The sequence below is a fragment of the Rhizobium sp. S163 genome, from assembly GCF_030380805.1.
In the GTDB taxonomy this organism is placed as follows: Bacteria; Pseudomonadota; Alphaproteobacteria; order Rhizobiales; family Rhizobiaceae; genus Rhizobium.
This window is the reverse complement of sequence record NZ_JAUDSA010000033.1, coordinates 110894-127167: the sequence shown is the minus strand read 5'-3', so window position 1 is coordinate 127167 and position 16274 is coordinate 110894. Positions and strand designations below refer to the sequence as shown.

Annotated in this window: 11 protein-coding genes; 5 read left to right on the top strand and 6 right to left on the bottom strand. The window is 54.9% G+C overall.

The window, feature by feature from the left end; translation table 11 throughout:
- The first annotated feature begins 220 nt into the window (after window positions 1-220).
- Together QTL96_RS23360 and QTL96_RS23355 are read left to right on the top strand one after the other, a co-directional pair.
- The gene (locus QTL96_RS23360) at window positions 221-1234 is read left to right on the top strand and encodes a 2-dehydropantoate 2-reductase (protein ID WP_289729393.1); all 1014 of its coding nucleotides are present in this window, start codon (window positions 221-223) and stop codon (window positions 1232-1234) included.
- A gap of 38 nt (window positions 1235-1272) precedes the next feature.
- Window positions 1273-2157, top strand: coding sequence for an alpha/beta hydrolase (locus tag QTL96_RS23355; RefSeq protein ID WP_289729392.1), 885 nt, complete (start codon window positions 1273-1275; stop codon window positions 2155-2157).
- 47 nt (window positions 2158-2204) lie between these two features.
- Here the strand turns inward: QTL96_RS23355 and QTL96_RS23350 are convergent, their stop codons facing one another.
- Both QTL96_RS23350 and msrA read right to left on the bottom strand, forming a co-directional pair.
- A complete protein-coding gene (locus QTL96_RS23350) occupies window positions 2205-3794 on the bottom strand; it encodes an ABC transporter substrate-binding protein (protein WP_289729391.1) in 1590 nt (529 codons plus the stop codon).
- Window positions 3795-3813: 19 nt separating this feature from the next.
- On the bottom strand, window positions 3814-4287 hold the full coding sequence (gene msrA / locus QTL96_RS23345) for a peptide-methionine (S)-S-oxide reductase MsrA (protein ID WP_289729390.1): 474 nt from the start codon (window positions 4285-4287) through the stop codon (window positions 3814-3816).
- A 460-nt stretch (window positions 4288-4747) separates the two neighbouring features.
- On the opposite strand from msrA, the gene QTL96_RS23340 reads away from it, so the two are divergent.
- Both QTL96_RS23340 and QTL96_RS23335 read left to right on the top strand, forming a co-directional pair.
- Complete coding sequence (locus tag QTL96_RS23340) at window positions 4748-5935, top strand: efflux RND transporter periplasmic adaptor subunit (RefSeq protein ID WP_289729398.1); 1188 nt, start codon at window positions 4748-4750, stop codon at window positions 5933-5935.
- Between the two features lie 98 nt (window positions 5936-6033).
- Window positions 6034-9228 carry a multidrug efflux RND transporter permease subunit gene (locus QTL96_RS23335; RefSeq protein WP_289729389.1) on the top strand — a complete coding sequence of 1065 codons (3195 nt, stop codon included), beginning with the start codon at window positions 6034-6036 and terminating at the stop codon, window positions 9226-9228.
- A gap of 638 nt (window positions 9229-9866) precedes the next feature.
- On the opposite strand, the gene QTL96_RS23330 is transcribed toward QTL96_RS23335, so the two are convergent.
- Window positions 9867-10376, bottom strand: a complete 510-nt coding sequence (locus QTL96_RS23330; RefSeq protein WP_018900788.1) for a cytochrome P460 family protein — start codon at window positions 10374-10376, stop codon at window positions 9867-9869.
- A gap of 309 nt (window positions 10377-10685) precedes the next feature.
- On the opposite strand from QTL96_RS23330, the gene QTL96_RS23325 reads away from it, so the two are divergent.
- Window positions 10686-11951 carry an MFS transporter gene (locus QTL96_RS23325; RefSeq protein WP_112820065.1) on the top strand — a complete coding sequence of 422 codons (1266 nt, stop codon included), beginning with the start codon at window positions 10686-10688 and terminating at the stop codon, window positions 11949-11951.
- A 3-nt stretch (window positions 11952-11954) separates the two neighbouring features.
- Here the strand turns inward: QTL96_RS23325 and QTL96_RS23320 are convergent, their stop codons facing one another.
- The 3 genes from QTL96_RS23320 to QTL96_RS23310 are packed head-to-tail and all read right to left on the bottom strand — an operon-like array spanning window position 11955 to window position 16213.
- Window positions 11955-14501 (bottom strand): two-component system VirA-like sensor kinase, encoded by a 2547-nt coding sequence (locus tag QTL96_RS23320; protein WP_289729388.1) that lies wholly within the window; start codon window positions 14499-14501, stop codon window positions 11955-11957.
- A complete protein-coding gene (locus QTL96_RS23315; RefSeq protein WP_289729387.1) occupies window positions 14458-15516 on the bottom strand; it encodes a cytochrome c peroxidase in 1059 nt (352 codons plus the stop codon). The genes QTL96_RS23320 and QTL96_RS23315 overlap by 44 nt, the downstream gene beginning before the upstream one ends.
- On the bottom strand, window positions 15491-16213 hold the full coding sequence (locus QTL96_RS23310) for a winged helix-turn-helix domain-containing protein (RefSeq protein ID WP_112819940.1): 723 nt from the start codon (window positions 16211-16213) through the stop codon (window positions 15491-15493). Before QTL96_RS23310 ends, QTL96_RS23315 begins: the two co-directional genes overlap by 26 nt.
- Window positions 16214-16274 lie beyond the last annotated feature (61 nt).

Genomic DNA, 16274 nt, shown 5'->3' with positions numbered 1-16274 from the left:
GTTCGGCAGTTCCTTATCGACGAGCAATGTGATCCGGAAAAGATCGAACGCATCATCGCTGATGAGCTAAATACATAAGGTCTGCGGCCTAGCCCGGATGGTTACTTTAGGAGTGACGGCTTGGCTGGATAACAGTTGTAGTCCGTCTGCAGAGCAGCTGTAATCGAGCTGAAACCGAGACGAGCCACCTATTTCCAATCTAACACGATGGAAACCCCATATGGCTGAGCATCTCGATGAAACACACACACGCCCACGCATATGCGTCGCCGGAGCAGGCGCGATTGGCCTAACGCTTGCCGCGCGGTTGCGCCTGAGTGGCCTCCAAGTTGACTTGGTTGCCAGGGGTGAGAGCCTGGACGTCATCAGGAAGCAGGGAATTCGGCTGCTCGACCGCGAAGGAGACCACCAAGTGGTGGTTAACGTCGGTACGGCGGGCGATTTCCAACAGCCGGACGTTCTCTTCATGTCCCCAAAGTCGCAGGATATGCCCGCCTTGGCAACGTCGATCAAACACCTGATCGGCCCCCGCACGACAGTGGTTCCAGTCGTGAACGGCATACCTTGGTGGTACTTCGACGGAATTGACGGTGGATGGGCTGGGCAAGAAATTCAATCGGTCGATCCAAATGGAATCCTCAAGGAAATCATTCCATCTAGACAGGTTGTTGGAACTACAACCATGATCACCGTCGAGCGAATACAGAAGGGTATCGCACGGACGTTCAATCCGTTGCAAATGACCCTTGGAGAGCTCGACGACACGAGTTCAGAGCGATTGGACGGGCTGGCCTCCCTCCTCGAAAAGGCGGGCCTGGTTGTGCGGAAGGCACCTCGCATCCGGGATGCGATATGGAGCAAAGTCGTACGGAATCTAATCTCTAATCCGGTCTCCGCCATTACCGGCGCTACGCTTCGGCAAAACTTCGGTGATGCACACCTAGTCGATATCAGTCGTCAGATGCTTCACGAGGTCCTCCCGGTGATCGAGGCTTACGGTGCGAAGCTCGAAGACGATCCGCAGGCAATCCTGGAGACCGGGCGGCTGCTGGGAGACGTAAAAACCTCCATGCTTCAGGACCTTGAGCGAGGAAATCAGCTTGAGTTGGCGTCCATTTGCGATGCTGTGCTGGAACTGGCGCACCTTAGAGGGATCGAGATGCCGGTGACGCAAGCGATCAGCAATCTCGCACACTTCAAAAGCAGGCAAAGCGGAGACGCTTTCGCGGCGTAGCTGCAATCGCGACTTGGCTATGTACGGATGGAGTCCTCTTGTACGCCCGAATTAACGAAACCGAGATATTTTTCGACACCGAAGGTAGCTCCCTGCGCAAGGTCAACGGAGGTCTATACGAAGTACCGACGATCGTCGTTCTACACGGCATACTCGGACTCGATCACCGATATCTCCGGGAAGGTCTCGGGCAGCTCAGCGAGTTTGCTCAGGTCCTCTTTGTAGACTTACGAGGGCAAGGGCGATCCGCGCATGCACCTGTTGAGACGGTGACATACGAACAGATGGCCGATGACATTGCAGCGCTAATCGGAGCACTCGGGATACGAAAGCCCTACGTTTTTGGTCATTCGCTGGGTGGGTTGGTCGCGTTGCATCTTGTGCTCAGGCACCATGGATTAGCGCGTGGTGCTATCCTCGCTGCCGCCACGCCAACCGCCGCTCCCATGCAAAAAGAAGTGACGCGGACAGCACCATCGTTGACAACCCGGGCATCGCCTGCCGCCATGGAGGCAGCTGCCAAGCTATTTGCGGGTGAACTGAACACGGCTAGTATAGCGGCCTACTTTGAGAAAGTCGGTCCACTCCTCGCAGCCCCTATGAACGCCGGTCTTGCAGAGCGTCTCATCAAGGGTGCTACGCCAAACATTGAGTTGATGCGCCACCTGTTGATGCACTTGCCGTCGGATTTTGACATATCGAGTCGACTTAACCAAGTAAACGTCCCAGTGCTACTACTAGCGGGAGCGCATGACTGGGTTAACCCACCACGCACCAGCCTTGCGATGGCGGAAAGCATTCCGAGAAATCGATACGTCGAATTCGAGAACTCGGGGCATCTCCTCTTCTCTGAAGAACCGGCCAACTTCAGATCGGTTGTTGAGGATTTTCTCGCAAGCGATGCCGCACCGGGTTGGTATTGACTGCATGGGGGAGGCGGCTTCATGGGCCGCCTACCTCGACACGTTAGTCAATCACCGATGTCCACACCGTCGAACCGATGGGCGTCGGACGGTTCAATTTGATAGCCGGTGACCCGCTTCGACGTCGCAACCGTAATCAATCCGTTTGCAAGCGGAATCCACGGGCTCTCGTCGGCGGCGATCTGTTGAGCGCGCTCGTACAGCGACGAGCGTTTAGCGGAATCGGTCTCCGACCGAGCCTGCTCAAGTAACTGATCGAAATCCTTGTTGCACCAAACGGCCTTGTTGTTGCCCCCGACCGACGCGCATGCCAGCAGCGGGGTCAGGAAGCTATCCGGGTCTCCATTGTCGGCAGTCCAACCTGCTAGGACTGCTCCGTCATGTTTGGGATCATTCGACCGCTTCAGGTATTCGCCCCATTCGAACGAGATGATCTCCGCGTCAAGACCGACATCATGGAGATTGGCCTGTAAGATCTCGGCGGTACGGCGACCGTTAGGATTATAGGGACGAGATACAGGCATGGCCCATAATGTCGCCTTCGTTCCTGAGAGTCCTAGCTCTTCAATTGTAGCCTTTGCAGCTTTTGGATCGAATTGAATGGTGTTTAGCGATCTGTTGAAGCCTGCCATATCAGGAGGAAGAACGCTCTCCGCAATTACGCCACTGCCTTGATACACGGCGTCAAGAATAGCCTTCTTGTTGACCGCTTGCGTTATGGCGCGGCGAACACGGACATCATCAAACGGCTTCTGGGTGGTGTTGAAGGCGAGATATCCCACGTTCAGACCAGGCCGTTGCAATACGTTGAGGGATGAGTCTTCTTTCAGAGCCGCGATGTCCGCGGGTGTAGGGTAGACGGCAATTTGGCACTCGTCCGCCTTCAATTTCTGTATGCGAGTCGATGCGTCGGTTGTGATCGCAAACACCAGGTCATCGATAGGTTGCTTGCCTCCCCAATAGTCAGCGAACGCCTGATACCTGATGACGGCGTCCTGTTGATAGGCTACGAGCTGGAACGGGCCGGTACCGACGGGCTTGTGGTTGAAATCATCCACACGATGAGATGCTACCAGTTGGTCGGCGTATTCCTTCGAGACGATGGACGCGAAATCAAGAGCGATAAGGCCAAGAAACGGAGCGTTGGGTTTTTGAAGCGTGAAACGGACCGTGAGATCGTCCACTTTATCAATCGCCGCAACGGATTGCGGTAGTCCGACGTCGTTGTAGTAGGACCAGCTTGCACCTTGGGAGTAGGCGGCGAACTCTTTCTTTCCGGTCTGGCGTTCGAAGCTAAACACGACATCGTCTGCATTGAGATCGCGGGTTGGTTTGAACTCTTCGTTCGTCTGAAATTTCACGCCGGGACGGAGGTGGAACGTGTATACCTTGCCATCATTGGAGACTTCCCACCGCTGTGCCAGTGCGGGTACAATCTCGGTTGTCCCTCGCTTGTATTCCACAAGCCGATTGTAGATTGTCTTTGAAGAGGCATCGAACGTCGACCCTGATGTATATCGTGCCGGATCGAACCCTTCTGGGCTGGCCTCGCTGCAGTAGACTAGAGACTTCGCGTGCGCGGCGTGCGCTAACCCGAGCGACAACGCGAGGGCCGTTCCAATAATTAGTGGCTTCATTTGTTAAGTATCTCCTGGATCAAGTCGTTTGCCGTGTCGAGGCGGCGGGAATTGAACACGCGTGATATCCGTTCTTCTCGACGTATCGCTGGTGCTTCTCGTCGGCTAGCTCGAGTTCGACGAATGGGATCACCTGGGTGGTGGCAGGCAAAGGCGAGTTAGCGTTGAAATGCGCTTTCAGTTCGGTTGCCGCGGAATACTGCTGGCTGTCATGGGTGAATATCGCAGAACGAACTCCTTCACCCGCCTCATCGCCTTGCCTATCGAACGCTGTCGGATCGTGGCTCTTCCAAAAGAGCTCGATGAGCGTCCGATAACTCAAGACTGTCGGATCGAAATCCACCTGGACCACCTCGATGCGACCAGGATCGGTTGAACCGTCAGTGCCCGTCGAATGGCCCACGCGCGTGTCGATCACGCCATCTATACCCCGGAAATAGGCCTCGGATCCCCAGAAGCATCCTGCTCCGAACGTTGCTAGTTGGTTTGGCATTGCAAAACTCTCTTGAATGAAATGCGGCGCTCGATCGGCTTGAGCCGATACACGTCGGTATGAGTGTTTCAGATGACGATCACGCCTTGTTGTCCGCGCAGTCGTCAGCTCAAAGCGAGCGCAACAACTATAAACATAGCTACTCGACTGGGGAGAAACGCGTTTGTGAATTGAACCCGTTTTTCGAACTTTTGTTTGTCGATATGCGGGTCTGAAGGATTGCTTTTACAGATTTAAAATCAGCCGGTTAGCCGCGCTTAATTGTACAAGTTTGTATCAATCGCCCCTCACGTTACGCTGGAAAATAAAACGACCCATCTTCGAAACAATCCAGACAAACTGAGCTGTTTATCTCTGTTCATTGAGGAGCACTCGTGTCGGAAGGCTGGACGTCCGATAGCCGCACGGACGGCACCCGAGCCTGCCCAGCTGGGCAGGCGGAAAACAGATGGAGATAGCGATGCTAAATTCTTTTCGGCTGGCCTGTGCGGGGTTCGGTTTGGTCGGTGCAACGTTGGTCACCGCCGTAGCAGTTTTTGGTGAGCCGCCTATGAGCTTTGCCAACTCAGCAGTGTCTACAGGGGCGGCAGAGCAAGCGGTCCCGGTGTCGGTTATCACCGTTAAAAGCCAGAGCGTAAGGCTTTGGGAAGACTTTTCCGGAAGGCTGGAAGCCGTTGACAGGGTGGACATCAGGGCACGGGTATCCGGGGCGATCAAAGCGGTCCACTTTCGGGAAGGGGCTTTGGTAAAGGCTGGAGACCTCCTCTTTTCAATTGATCCGGCACCGTATCAGGCGTTGGTTGCCCAAGCGGAAGGACAGGTTGAGCTGGCGCGAGCAAGGCTCAGCCTGGCCGAGACGCAACTTGATAGAGGTCACAGGCTATCTGGAAATCATACCATTTCGCAAAGCGACCTCGATCAACGGCAAAGCGCGCTCGCGGAGGCAAAAGCTTCGTTGAGTTCAGCGACTGCAAACCTGCAGGCCGCACAGCTCAACTTGGGTTATGCGGAGGTAAAGGCACCCGTGGCCGGGCGTATCGGGAAGATTGACGTGACGGTCGGGAACTTGGTTGCAGCTGGTTCAACCTCTGCCGTCCTCGCGAAGCTCGTTTCTGTTGATCCAATCTACGCCAGCTTCGACGCAAGCGAGGAGTTGGTAACGATGGCTCTAGCAGAGCTCCCAGCGCGAACGGGTGGCCTTCCAGCAATTGAAGACATTCCGGTTGAAGCCGGGACCTTGGCTGACAAGGAGACGCCACTGAGTGGGACCCTTCAGCTTGTCGACAACGAAGTAGACGCGGCCAGCGGGACGATCACCGTCCGAGCTGTCTTCCCCAATCCGCGGGGTGCATTGATCCCCGGGCAGTTTGTCAGGATTCGGATGGGTGAAGCCATGCCTCAAAGCAGGCTATTGGTTCCAGACCGTGCGATATCAACCGACCAAGACAAGAAGTTTGTTTATGTGGTCGATGGTCAGAGCCACGTTGCGTACCGCAGCGTTACGCTTGGCGGCTTGGTCGATGGAATGCGGATTGTAAAAGCCGGATTGAAAGACGGCGAGACGATCGTGGTCGCGGGCTTGCAAAGAGTGCGTCCAAACGCGCTCGTTGCAGCAACGCCCCTAAAGCAAGAATCCAATAACGAATAGCTCGGCTTCCCACCGACCTAAGCCCTTCCCGTAGATCTCCGAGGGCCGGGACGCTGTCCGCCAAATTCAATCCTTCAGGGATAGTAAAAGTACCTGACATGAACATTTCCCGCTTTTTCATTGACCGCCCCGTGTTCGCGGGCGTCATATCGGTGGTGATCGTCGTAGCAGGCCTTATCGGGCTTCGAGCGCTGCCGATCTCCGAATATCCTCAGGTCGTCCCACCGTCCGTGGTCGTGAGGGCGACGTATCCCGGGGCAAATCCCCGAGTGATCGCGGAGACTGTCGCGACCCCGCTTGAAGAGCAGATCAATGGGGTCGAGGGTCTCCTTTATATGTCGAGTAATTCCACGTCCGATGGTGCGATGACACTTACGGTCACTTTCAAGCTCGGAACCGATCCCGACCAAGCACAACAGCTTGTCCAGAACCGAGTCTCCCAAGCTGAACCGCGCTTGCCAGAAGAGGTGAGGGCCCTCGGCATCACGACTGTCAAAAGCTCGCCTGATTTTACCTTGGCGGTCGATTTGGTCTCCACCAATGACCGTTACGATATCACTTACCTCCGTAACTACGCAGTTCTGAACATCAAAGACCGCCTTGCGCGTATCGAAGGTGTTGGAGATGTGCAGATCTTCGGCGCGGGCGATTATTCGATGCGCGTTTGGATAGATCCCCAGAAAGCGGCTCAATACGAGCTCGCCGCAAGCGATATAACGAGTGCTATACAGGGCCAGAATGTGCAGGCCGCTGCCGGCACCATAGGTGCTTCTCCGAGCCCCATGGGAGTCGATTTGCAGCTCAACGTAAACGCTCAGGGACGTCTTCAGACACCAGAAGAGTTTGGCAATATAATCGTCAAAACGGGCGCTAACGGCCAAGTGACGCGCCTACGTGATGTCGCACGCTTGGAGCTGGGCGCAGCCGATTACTCCCTTCGCTCCTTCCTCGATGGGAAGCCGGCGGTCGCCATCCCGATTTTCCAGGCCCCTGGCTCTAACGCACTCGAGATTGCCGACGCCGTACGCAAGACGATGGACGAACTGCAGCAGTCCATGCCTGATGGCGTGAAATATTCGATCGATTACGATACCACCAAGTTCGTGGAAGCTTCGATCGAGAAAGTAGTTCACACGCTCTTCGAGGCGATTGCGTTGGTCGTGCTTGTGGTAATTCTGTTCCTACAAACGTGGCGTGCCTCGATCATCCCATTGATAGCGGTTCCGGTCTCGATCATCGGAACCTTTGCGGTCATGTATGTCTCCGGCTTCTCACTCAACGCGCTCAGCTTGTTCGGCCTTGTCTTGGCCATTGGTATCGTCGTCGATGACGCGATTGTGGTCGTCGAGAACGTTGAGCGCAACATCGAGAATGGTCTAAGCCCGCGGGAAGCCACCTATAAGGCGATGCGAGAGGTTTCAGGTCCGATCGTGGCCATCGGACTGGTGCTGGTCGCGGTGTTCGTGCCGCTCGCGTTCATTTCGGGATTGTCTGGCCAGTTTTATCGGCAGTTCGCTCTAACGATCGCCATCTCGACGATTATCTCCGCCTTCAACTCTTTGACACTATCACCCGCGTTGGCAGCGCTCTTGCTCAAAGGGCACCACGAGCCGAAGGATCGATTGACGCGCTCTATGGACTTTGCCTTTGGTTGGTTTTTCCGAAGCTTCAATCGAGCCTTCGGATCAGCCTCGAGCGCTTATGGAACAGGTGTCGGCCGACTTGTCTCCCGAAAAGGCGTCGTGATGGTCGTGTATCTTGTGCTTGCGGGTGCGACATACGCGTTGTTCAACGCAATTCCGGGTGGGTTCGTACCGGCTCAAGACAAGCAGTATCTGATTGGATTCGCCCAATTGCCTGATGCTGCAAGCTTGGATCGAACTGAAGACGTAATAAGGCGGATGAGCGATATTGCCGTGAAGGAACCCGGAGTCGCTCATTCCATCGCTTTCCCCGGCCTCTCAATTAGCGGCTTCACACATTCTTCGAACGCGGGTCTGGTTTTTCTCACTCTCAAGGATTTTGACGAACGAAAGACGCCCGAACTTTCCGGACCAGCGATTGCCGCGTCTCTGAACCAGAAGTTCGCGGCTATCCCGGATGCCTACGTCGCCATGTTCTCACCACCCCCAGTCAACGGTCTAGGCACTACAGGTGGCTTCAAACTGCAGTTGGAAGACCAGGCCGGTCTTGGCTACAAGGCGCTCGATGATGCGAACAAGGCGTTTCTCGCGAAAGCCGCGGAAGCTCCTGAACTGGCCGGCATCTTTTCAAGCTACCTGATAAATGTTCCGCAGCTCTATGCGGACCTCGATCGAACAAAGGCTGAGCAGTTGGGGGTTTCGGTGTCGGACGTATTTCAGACCCTACAGATCTATCTCGGCTCGCTGTACGTGAATGACTTCAACGCTTTCGGTCGAACGTATAGTGTGCGGGTCCAGGCAGATGCGAAGTTTCGTGCTAAACCGGAAGACATTGGCCAGCTCAAGGTCAGATCGATGTCTGGCCAGATGATCCCACTGGCCGCGCTGCTTCGAGTGGATGCCACTACAGGCCCGGAGCGTACGAACCGCTACAATGGCTTCCTGTCTGCGGATATCAATGGAAGTCCAGCGCAAGGTTATTCATCAGGGGAGGCGCAAGCTGCGATCGAAAGGATTGCCACCGAGGTGCTGCCAAAGGGGATCAGCTACGAGTGGACGGATTTGACCTACCAGCAGATCATCGCCGGCGATTCCAGCTACCTTGTTTTCCCGCTGGCTCTGTTGCTTGTTTTCCTGGTCCTCGCGGCGCAGTACGAGAGCCTCTCGCTCCCGATTGCGATTATCATGATTGTCCCAATGGGCGTCTTGGCTGCTCTTGCGGGTGTCTGGTTGACAGATGGCGATAACAACATCTTCACTCAGATCGGCCTCGTCGTGTTGGTCGGGCTGTCCGCGAAAAACGCGATCTTGATCGTTGAATTCGCTAGAGAGCTTGAGTTGGAGGGGCGCTCGCCCCGTCAAGCTGCGATCGAAGCCAGCCGTCTTAGACTGCGGCCAATCCTTATGACGTCGATGGCGTTTATCATGGGTGTTGTGCCTCTGCTTACGTCAACAGGCGCGGGAGCCGAAGTTCGTGCCGCTCTTGGTGTTACGGTATTCTCGGGAATGATTGGCGTCACCCTCTTCGGTATCTTCATGACGCCAGTCTTCTATGTCCTTGTGCGAAAGGTAACGGGTAACCGACCTCTGGCTCGTCATGATGCTGCCAACGATGATGGGAAGACCATGATCTCTCACGCCGCGGAATGAAGAAGACTTAACGGGAAGGAATCGATTCGTTCTCGTCTAAACCTAGACCGGAGGGCGGCGCGCCCTCCGGTCTAGGTGCGTTCTTGGCTTCCTCAGGCCGCGTTCATCACTTGCCGCAGGGGCTGGGCCTCATAGCCGGGAGGTAAGGGGCGTTGGTGGCCCAAAGGCCAAGCCGGTCGGCCGACCGCTTCGCCCCCATGATGGAATGTGCGCCGGCCGTTGACCTGTTGTGCAGCCCGGGCGCCTATTGTCGTTGGTCGTAACGGGCCTCGATACCCTCGCGGTGCCGACCGAATACCCTGCTAACAAGGGCAGGACGGTCACCAAGATGATGAATGACGCATCGAAGAGGCCGTACATCCTGCAATTCCAGGATTAAGCTGACCCGCCGAAGGATCGCGAGCTGGCGACAAACAGGGCTCTTTCGGTCAAGCCTTTACGGTCGAGTCAGCGCCGCCAATTGAGAGGTGCGCGAATGACATTGCTATGCAAGACGATCTACGACCATTCGCACAGACCGGTAACAGCTGGCTAGCTATCATATCAACGAAAACGTCCCGCAAGTGTTCGAAAACCTGCGAGACCAAGCGATGTAGCTATTTGGTGGGATGTCTAAAGATTCGGCTTAGCCGGCTACCTCAAGGGGCATAGCGCGTGAAGACATAGTCGTGGTCAACGACGTTGCCAACGTGACAGGCAAGACAGGTCTCATGCTGTTTCACATCGACCGGCTTTCCGTTCACGAAGCGTCCGAAGCCCCAACCATGGCTGTCAGGATACTTCTTGGAATCCTTGACCATGACCTGGACAGTCGTCGGCGCACCGGGAACCGTAGCCGGCGCGAACTCCGTTGACTGTTTTCGCTTGTAGGCGAGCTTTACCAAGATCGAGCCGTCTGGGAAAGGTAGTGTACCTTTCTTGTACGCATCGATCGCTATGTCGTTTCCGAGCACTGCTCTGAGCTCATCAAGCGGCGGAGCCTCCTGCGCTGGAGCGATGAATTTCCAATCTCGGTAGCCCTCTGGGATACTGACGCCATAAATGGGCGAGACGTCTTGCGCGGCAGGCTCGTCCGCCCACGAATAAGAAACGAAGGCTCCGACAGCCAAAGCTGACACAACCAAGCCGGAAGCGATGGCAATCTTCATCGATTGACTCCTATTATGGGATACTAATTCCAATAGGGTCGCTGGGAATTGTATCTGTCTGATTTCAGAAGGTGCCGTTTTTGTAACGGAGTGTAAGCCTCACAGAAACGTGTCACGAGTCCTCTCAGAGCCGTGTATTTGATCGCCAATACTTGAACGATCGTTCTTTACAGTTGTAACTCAGTTTTTGACTATCGCACTTTTGGTGAGGGACGCGCGCGGTTACTATAAGGAAAAAATTGGTACCGTTAAATGTCCTGCACAGAGACCCCTGGCGTCGCAGACGATGCTGCCCCCGACGTTCCACACATGGATTGGAGGGAGCAATACCGTGTTAGCGGCATTGTCGCACTGGGCGGCTGTCTCGAATTCTACGACTTTGCAATTTTTCTGTTCTTCACTGACGTCATCGGGCAGCAGTTTTTTCCTGTCGGCATGCCATCTTGGCTGACCACCGTTCAGACTTGGGGGCTGTTTGCAGCTGGGTATCTCTTCAGACCGCTCGGCGGGATCGTGCTTGCCCACTTTGGTGATCTATTTGGCAGACAACGGGTATTTGCCTTCTCTATCCTGTTGATGGCAGCGTCAACACTAGGCATCGGTCTACTGCCTACCTATCAGGCTGTTGGCGTCGTAGCGCCATTCATGCTGCTATTTTTCCGCATTCTTCAGGGCATCGCAATTGGGGGTGAGCTACCTGGTGCTTGGACTTTCGTTACTGAGCATGTGCCGCCCCGTCGCGTTGGCCTGGTGTGCGGGATAGTCTGTTGCGGGCTGACGCTGGGTATACTCTTGGCCACCTCCGTAGCCGCCGCTGTGACATCGACCCTTTCGCTGGACGATACGCAGCAATGGGGCTGGCGACTGCCCTTTCTGCTAGGTGGTGTTTTCGGGTTGGCGGGCATGAAGCTGCGACGGATGTTGAACGAAACACCGGTTTTCATGAATTTGCGGCGGCGGCGGCTGCTGGTTCCCGAGTTGCCCCTTCGGGCCGTACTGAAAACAGAGGTCAGAGGCGTCGTCAGATCGGCCTTCGTCACCTGGGTCCTGTCAAGCGTTGTCGTCCTGACACTTATGCTGCCGATGACTCTTCATGGTACCTATGGATTTGATAAGGAGGGCGCACTGTGCGCTGCGAGCATCAGTACAGTGTTCCTCGCAATTGGCGTTGTTGTAGGAGGCGCGCTTCTTGATCAAATCGGCGCTGCAAAATTTTACATACTTTTTGGCGTGTTGCTGCTCGCCGCAGCCGCCTGCTATTACAACATGGCGGGTGCATCAGTGCTTGAGCTTAACGTGATGGCTGGAATGGTAGGTCTGGCAGGGGGAGTCTGCGCGGGGACACCATATGTGATGGTGTCGTCGTTCCCAGCCAGGATCAGATACACAGGAGTATCTTTCGCTTACAACGTGTCCTACGCGCTGTTCGGAGGCGTGATCCCCCTGATCGTGAACTCTCTTTCGCCGCTAGGGGCTATGGCCCATGTCCTCTACTTTTCCGTCATCTCCCTCTTTGCCTTTGGTTTGGGCGCGTCGCTGCTGCTGCGCAGCGGGCAATTGAGGCCGAGCGATTGAGCACTATCCCTCTGAGATTTCGGCGTCGAGCGATCGCGGAAGCCCACTCAGGAGGTTGTAAAGCGTAGTCGCTAGACTGACTGAGCTGATAGGCTTACGAAGAATAGTAGTATCTTTGATCGATCTCGCGTCCAACATTGCGGTTTCTTGATCGGCGACAAAAACAACGGGGACGGGCGAAAATTCTCCGATCACCGTCCGACAATCAGGCGATTTCTGCCAAATATCGAGGTCAAGAACGATTAGATCAGGCTGCACATTGTGACGGTCGATCCATGCTCTCAAAGCTGTGAGCGATGAGAAACCGACTGGCTCATAACCCAGCGCCGCGATTTTTTCTTCAAAGAGTAAGCGTAAAGCGCTGTCTCGCTGACCGAGAAGAACGGTCTGGCCTGACCCAATAGGGACGGTGCGCTCGTTGAAAAACTCAGCGAGGGGTATGGCTTTGCGGAAAGAGGCGGGGAAATAGAGTTCGAAGCGGGTCCCCACATTCTGTTCACTACTCACGTTGATCTTGCCGTTCATTCCGACAACGTGTCCATGCACGGCCGCCAGCCCCAACCCGGTTCCCCCTCGCTTGGATTTGGTAGTGAAAAAAGGCTCGAAAATGTGCGGCAATACCGTGTCTGGAATGCCGGATCCGTGATCCTCAACCGAAACGACCACATAAGTCCCGGGGGTGAGTTCTCCATGCGACAGAATAACACGCGAGAGGAAGTCGCGTTCCACGACCGAGATGTCGATTTCACCCTCGTCGCCTGAAGCATGTGACGCATTCGTGCACAAGTTCATCACGACTTGTTGCAATTCGATCGGATTGCCCATGATGGCCGGGACTCGTTCCGAGAGGTCGAGGTTCAGCATAAAACGATCAGGAATCGCCATTCTGACCATGGGGATGATGTCGTGGAGCGCCGCAGTCGCGTCAAACGGGTTACTAACCCGATCACGCTTCCTACTGAAAGTCAGTATCTGGTCGATGATAAACTTTGCTCGGTGACCGCTTGATACCATTTCCTGGACGTAGCTCCGCGTCTTCGCAGAATTTCGTCCAAGCTGCAATGCCATCTCGCCATACCCAAGAATCGCGCCAAGAGCATTATTGAATTCATGTGCAATACCTCCTGCCAGGGTGCCGAGCGCTTCAAGCCTCTGTGCATGCTCAAGACGCGCTTCCAGTGTCTCGAGCTCGGATTTATCTCGCTGCCCTTTGAGGCACTGGGAAAAGGCTATCATCGCCTGGCCTAGTAGTCGAACCTCGTCGCGATCCGGTTTCTTTCTTATTTCCCTATGCTCCAGAAACAGAAGGCCGATCGAATTGTGCCCGATATCTGTGGCGAGCAACGAGCCCGCACTTAGTGAACCTTCCGGAAAATGCTCCAAATCTCGCTGTTGAAGGTTTTCATAGTGATATGGATCCCATTTTTTCGGGCTCTTGCCACTTTGATCCTGAACATCAGCCCGAAAAGTCTCGCGCAACGCATCAAACCCTGCGAGGCCGTCGTCGCCATATGTGGTCTCAGTTGCCCCGTTCTCACTATTCACGACAGCGAAAGCATAGCGACTGGAATCAAAGAAATTGGCTATCATGGAGAGCGCTTCGACTAGGGGTACTGAATGATCATCGGTACCGTTGGTGAACCGCTTCTGCATGTCGGTGATCATTGTTTCCAGCTCAAGCTGCTGAGCGAGCTTCTGTGTCTGACGCCGCAGACGGTAGATCAAGGACGCAACATAAACGCAGAGCAACACCGCGATCGACCCAAGCAAAAGCCTGCTCCACGAGGACCGTACGCTCAACTCGCCATAAGCATCGAGATATACTTTTTGGAGCCTGCGTGCGTCTTCAGAAGTCTGCGAGGCTTGGATTGCCTGGATTATCTTGTCGACAGCCGGCAGAGTATCCAGAATCATCCGAGCATGAACGACGTAAGCTTGCACATCTTCTAGATCGCCGGCCGGCGATCTCAACATCCGATCGAGTTGCGTGCGAATTGTTTTGTCCAGGGTTTGACTTGGCTGGTTTGCAAACCTCATCATGAGGTTTCCAAGGTCATAAGGTACATCCATCGACGCAGTTTGGCTCTCCGGCGACCCTTCGTGCAGTTTTGTGAGCATCTGCGTGGCTATGGAAAGGGAGTTCTGGAGCAGAGCGTTGTCTGTTTTGAATTCCTCGACCAAAACCTCGTCGCGGTCGATCGACGCTGAAAGCTTCCCAAGTTCCGATGCAAGGGCCGCAGGCACTTCCACACCGCTTTCCTTGAATAATTCTCCTAGCCGAGCAACCGTAGAGTGGAGCGTTTTCACTGGTTCGACCAGAGGATCGTAATCGCGAAGCAGACCGGCGCGAGCCTGCAACACATCGCGCTGCAGGGATGCATGATTAATGTCGACCGCCCGGAGGGATGTCAGGATGTCTTCGTGTGTCTCACGCGAGGGTACGCGACCAAACGCGAAAAGCGCGAAGGTGAAAACCCCCGCGACCAGGATCATAATCCTCCAGAGTTCAATAGTGTTTCGCCGAGGAGAGCGCTTGTAGCTTGCTTCCATTGTACTCGCCGGTAAGAGTTTTAAGGAACGCCAGCAGCGCCTTTATTTCATCTGAGGTCAACTTCCTGCCAAGCTGGCTTACTCCCATGATCGCGATTGCTTCTGAGAGGTCGGTCACCCGTCCGTCATGAAAATAAGGCCCGGTCAACTCCACGTTTCTCAGGCTGGGCACACGAAACACACCTTTGTCGGCTGGATTGTGTGTAAGAGTGAATCTGCCCAGATCACCATCACCTGATGAACTTCCCTGAGGCGGGCTTGTGAATATGCCAAAGCGCTGGAACATGTTCCCACCCACGTTCGCCCCCTGATGACACGATGCGCAACCGTAATCCTTGAAAAGGCGATATCCCTCGACTTCCAGGCCGGAGAGCGCTCCAGAGTCACCAGAAATAAAGCGATCAAATGCCGAGTTGGGCGTAACCAGCGAGCGCTGAAACGTAGAGAGCGCGTCAAGAATAGCTCGTTTGTCCGGTTGGTGACCGTAGACTTCTTCGAACGCTTCCGTATAGCTCTGGTTTTGGCTTAGACGGTCGACAATGACTGGCCACGTGACGCCCATCAAATCTTCGTCGAGTAATATCTTCTCGTTCTGGCTTTCCAGCGAGGTGAAATCGCCACGCCAGCCTAGCCGGTATATACTCCCGACATTGAACACCGTCGGCGCATTGAACCGATAGGCCTGCCCATGCTGACCGGTTGGACGCGCTGTATGCTGTGTTCCCCCCGACGCGAGGTCATGGCAAGTCATACAGGACTGGTTCTGGTCTGCGGACAAAATGTTATCCGAGAAAAGCCTCTTACCAAGAGCGACCGCCCGTTCGTCAAGCTGTGGAGGTGGTCTCAAAGGAGCAAGAGGCTCGCGGCCGTCAACTGCCGCATTGGTCGCAGCAATCGCACTAATTGCAAGTGAAAGAACTAACCCAGCGGTACAAAGAGCAAGATAGCGCCGAAGCCAGTGTGGCGTTCGACTATGTTTTTGCCTTGCCTCAACCGGGGCGTCTCCGCTCTTCAACGGCAACCTCCGTGTCGAACATGTAGCCCGCGCCACGCTCGGTAAGAATAAGCTTCGGATTCGATGCGTCTTCTTCCAATTTGCGCCTTAGGCGTAGGATCAAAACGTCGATGCTTCGATCGAATATCTCCTCGTCATGAACGCGGCTTGCGGACAGCAACTGTTCGCGTGAGAGGACCTGCCGCGGGGTGTCCAAAAACGCAGTCAGTAGATTGAACTCCGCTGCAGTCAGCTTAACCTCGTCACCTCCTTCACGGATTAGCTGACGCCTTTTCACGTTCAACTCCCAAGCAGCGAAGGAGTATATTTTTTGATCTCGCCGCTCTTGAACCTGGGGCTTCACGCGCAACGCCGCCCGCACTCTGGCTAGAAACTCCCGCAACCCAAAGGGCTTGGTCATGTAATCCGCAGCGCCAAGCTCTAAACCGAGTACCTTGTCGGTTTCTTCCAAGCGATCGCCGCTGATTATGATGCTTGGGGCATCTGTCTTCGCGGAGAGCGTCCTCACGATCTCCAAACCGTCTTCATGGCCGAGATTGAGATCGACAACCACAAGGTCGACGGTCTCAGCCGCCAGAATCTGCCCGAGTTGATGGCTGTCCTTGACCCCAGTGACGCGAAACGCATGCTGCGACAGGAAGTCAATCAGAAGTGACCGTAGTTTGCTGTCATCATCAACGATAAGAATGTGCTTCACGGACTATTCCACCACGGGCTGATAATAGGAGAGGAGCTGTCGCGAGAAATGTAAATCGCAC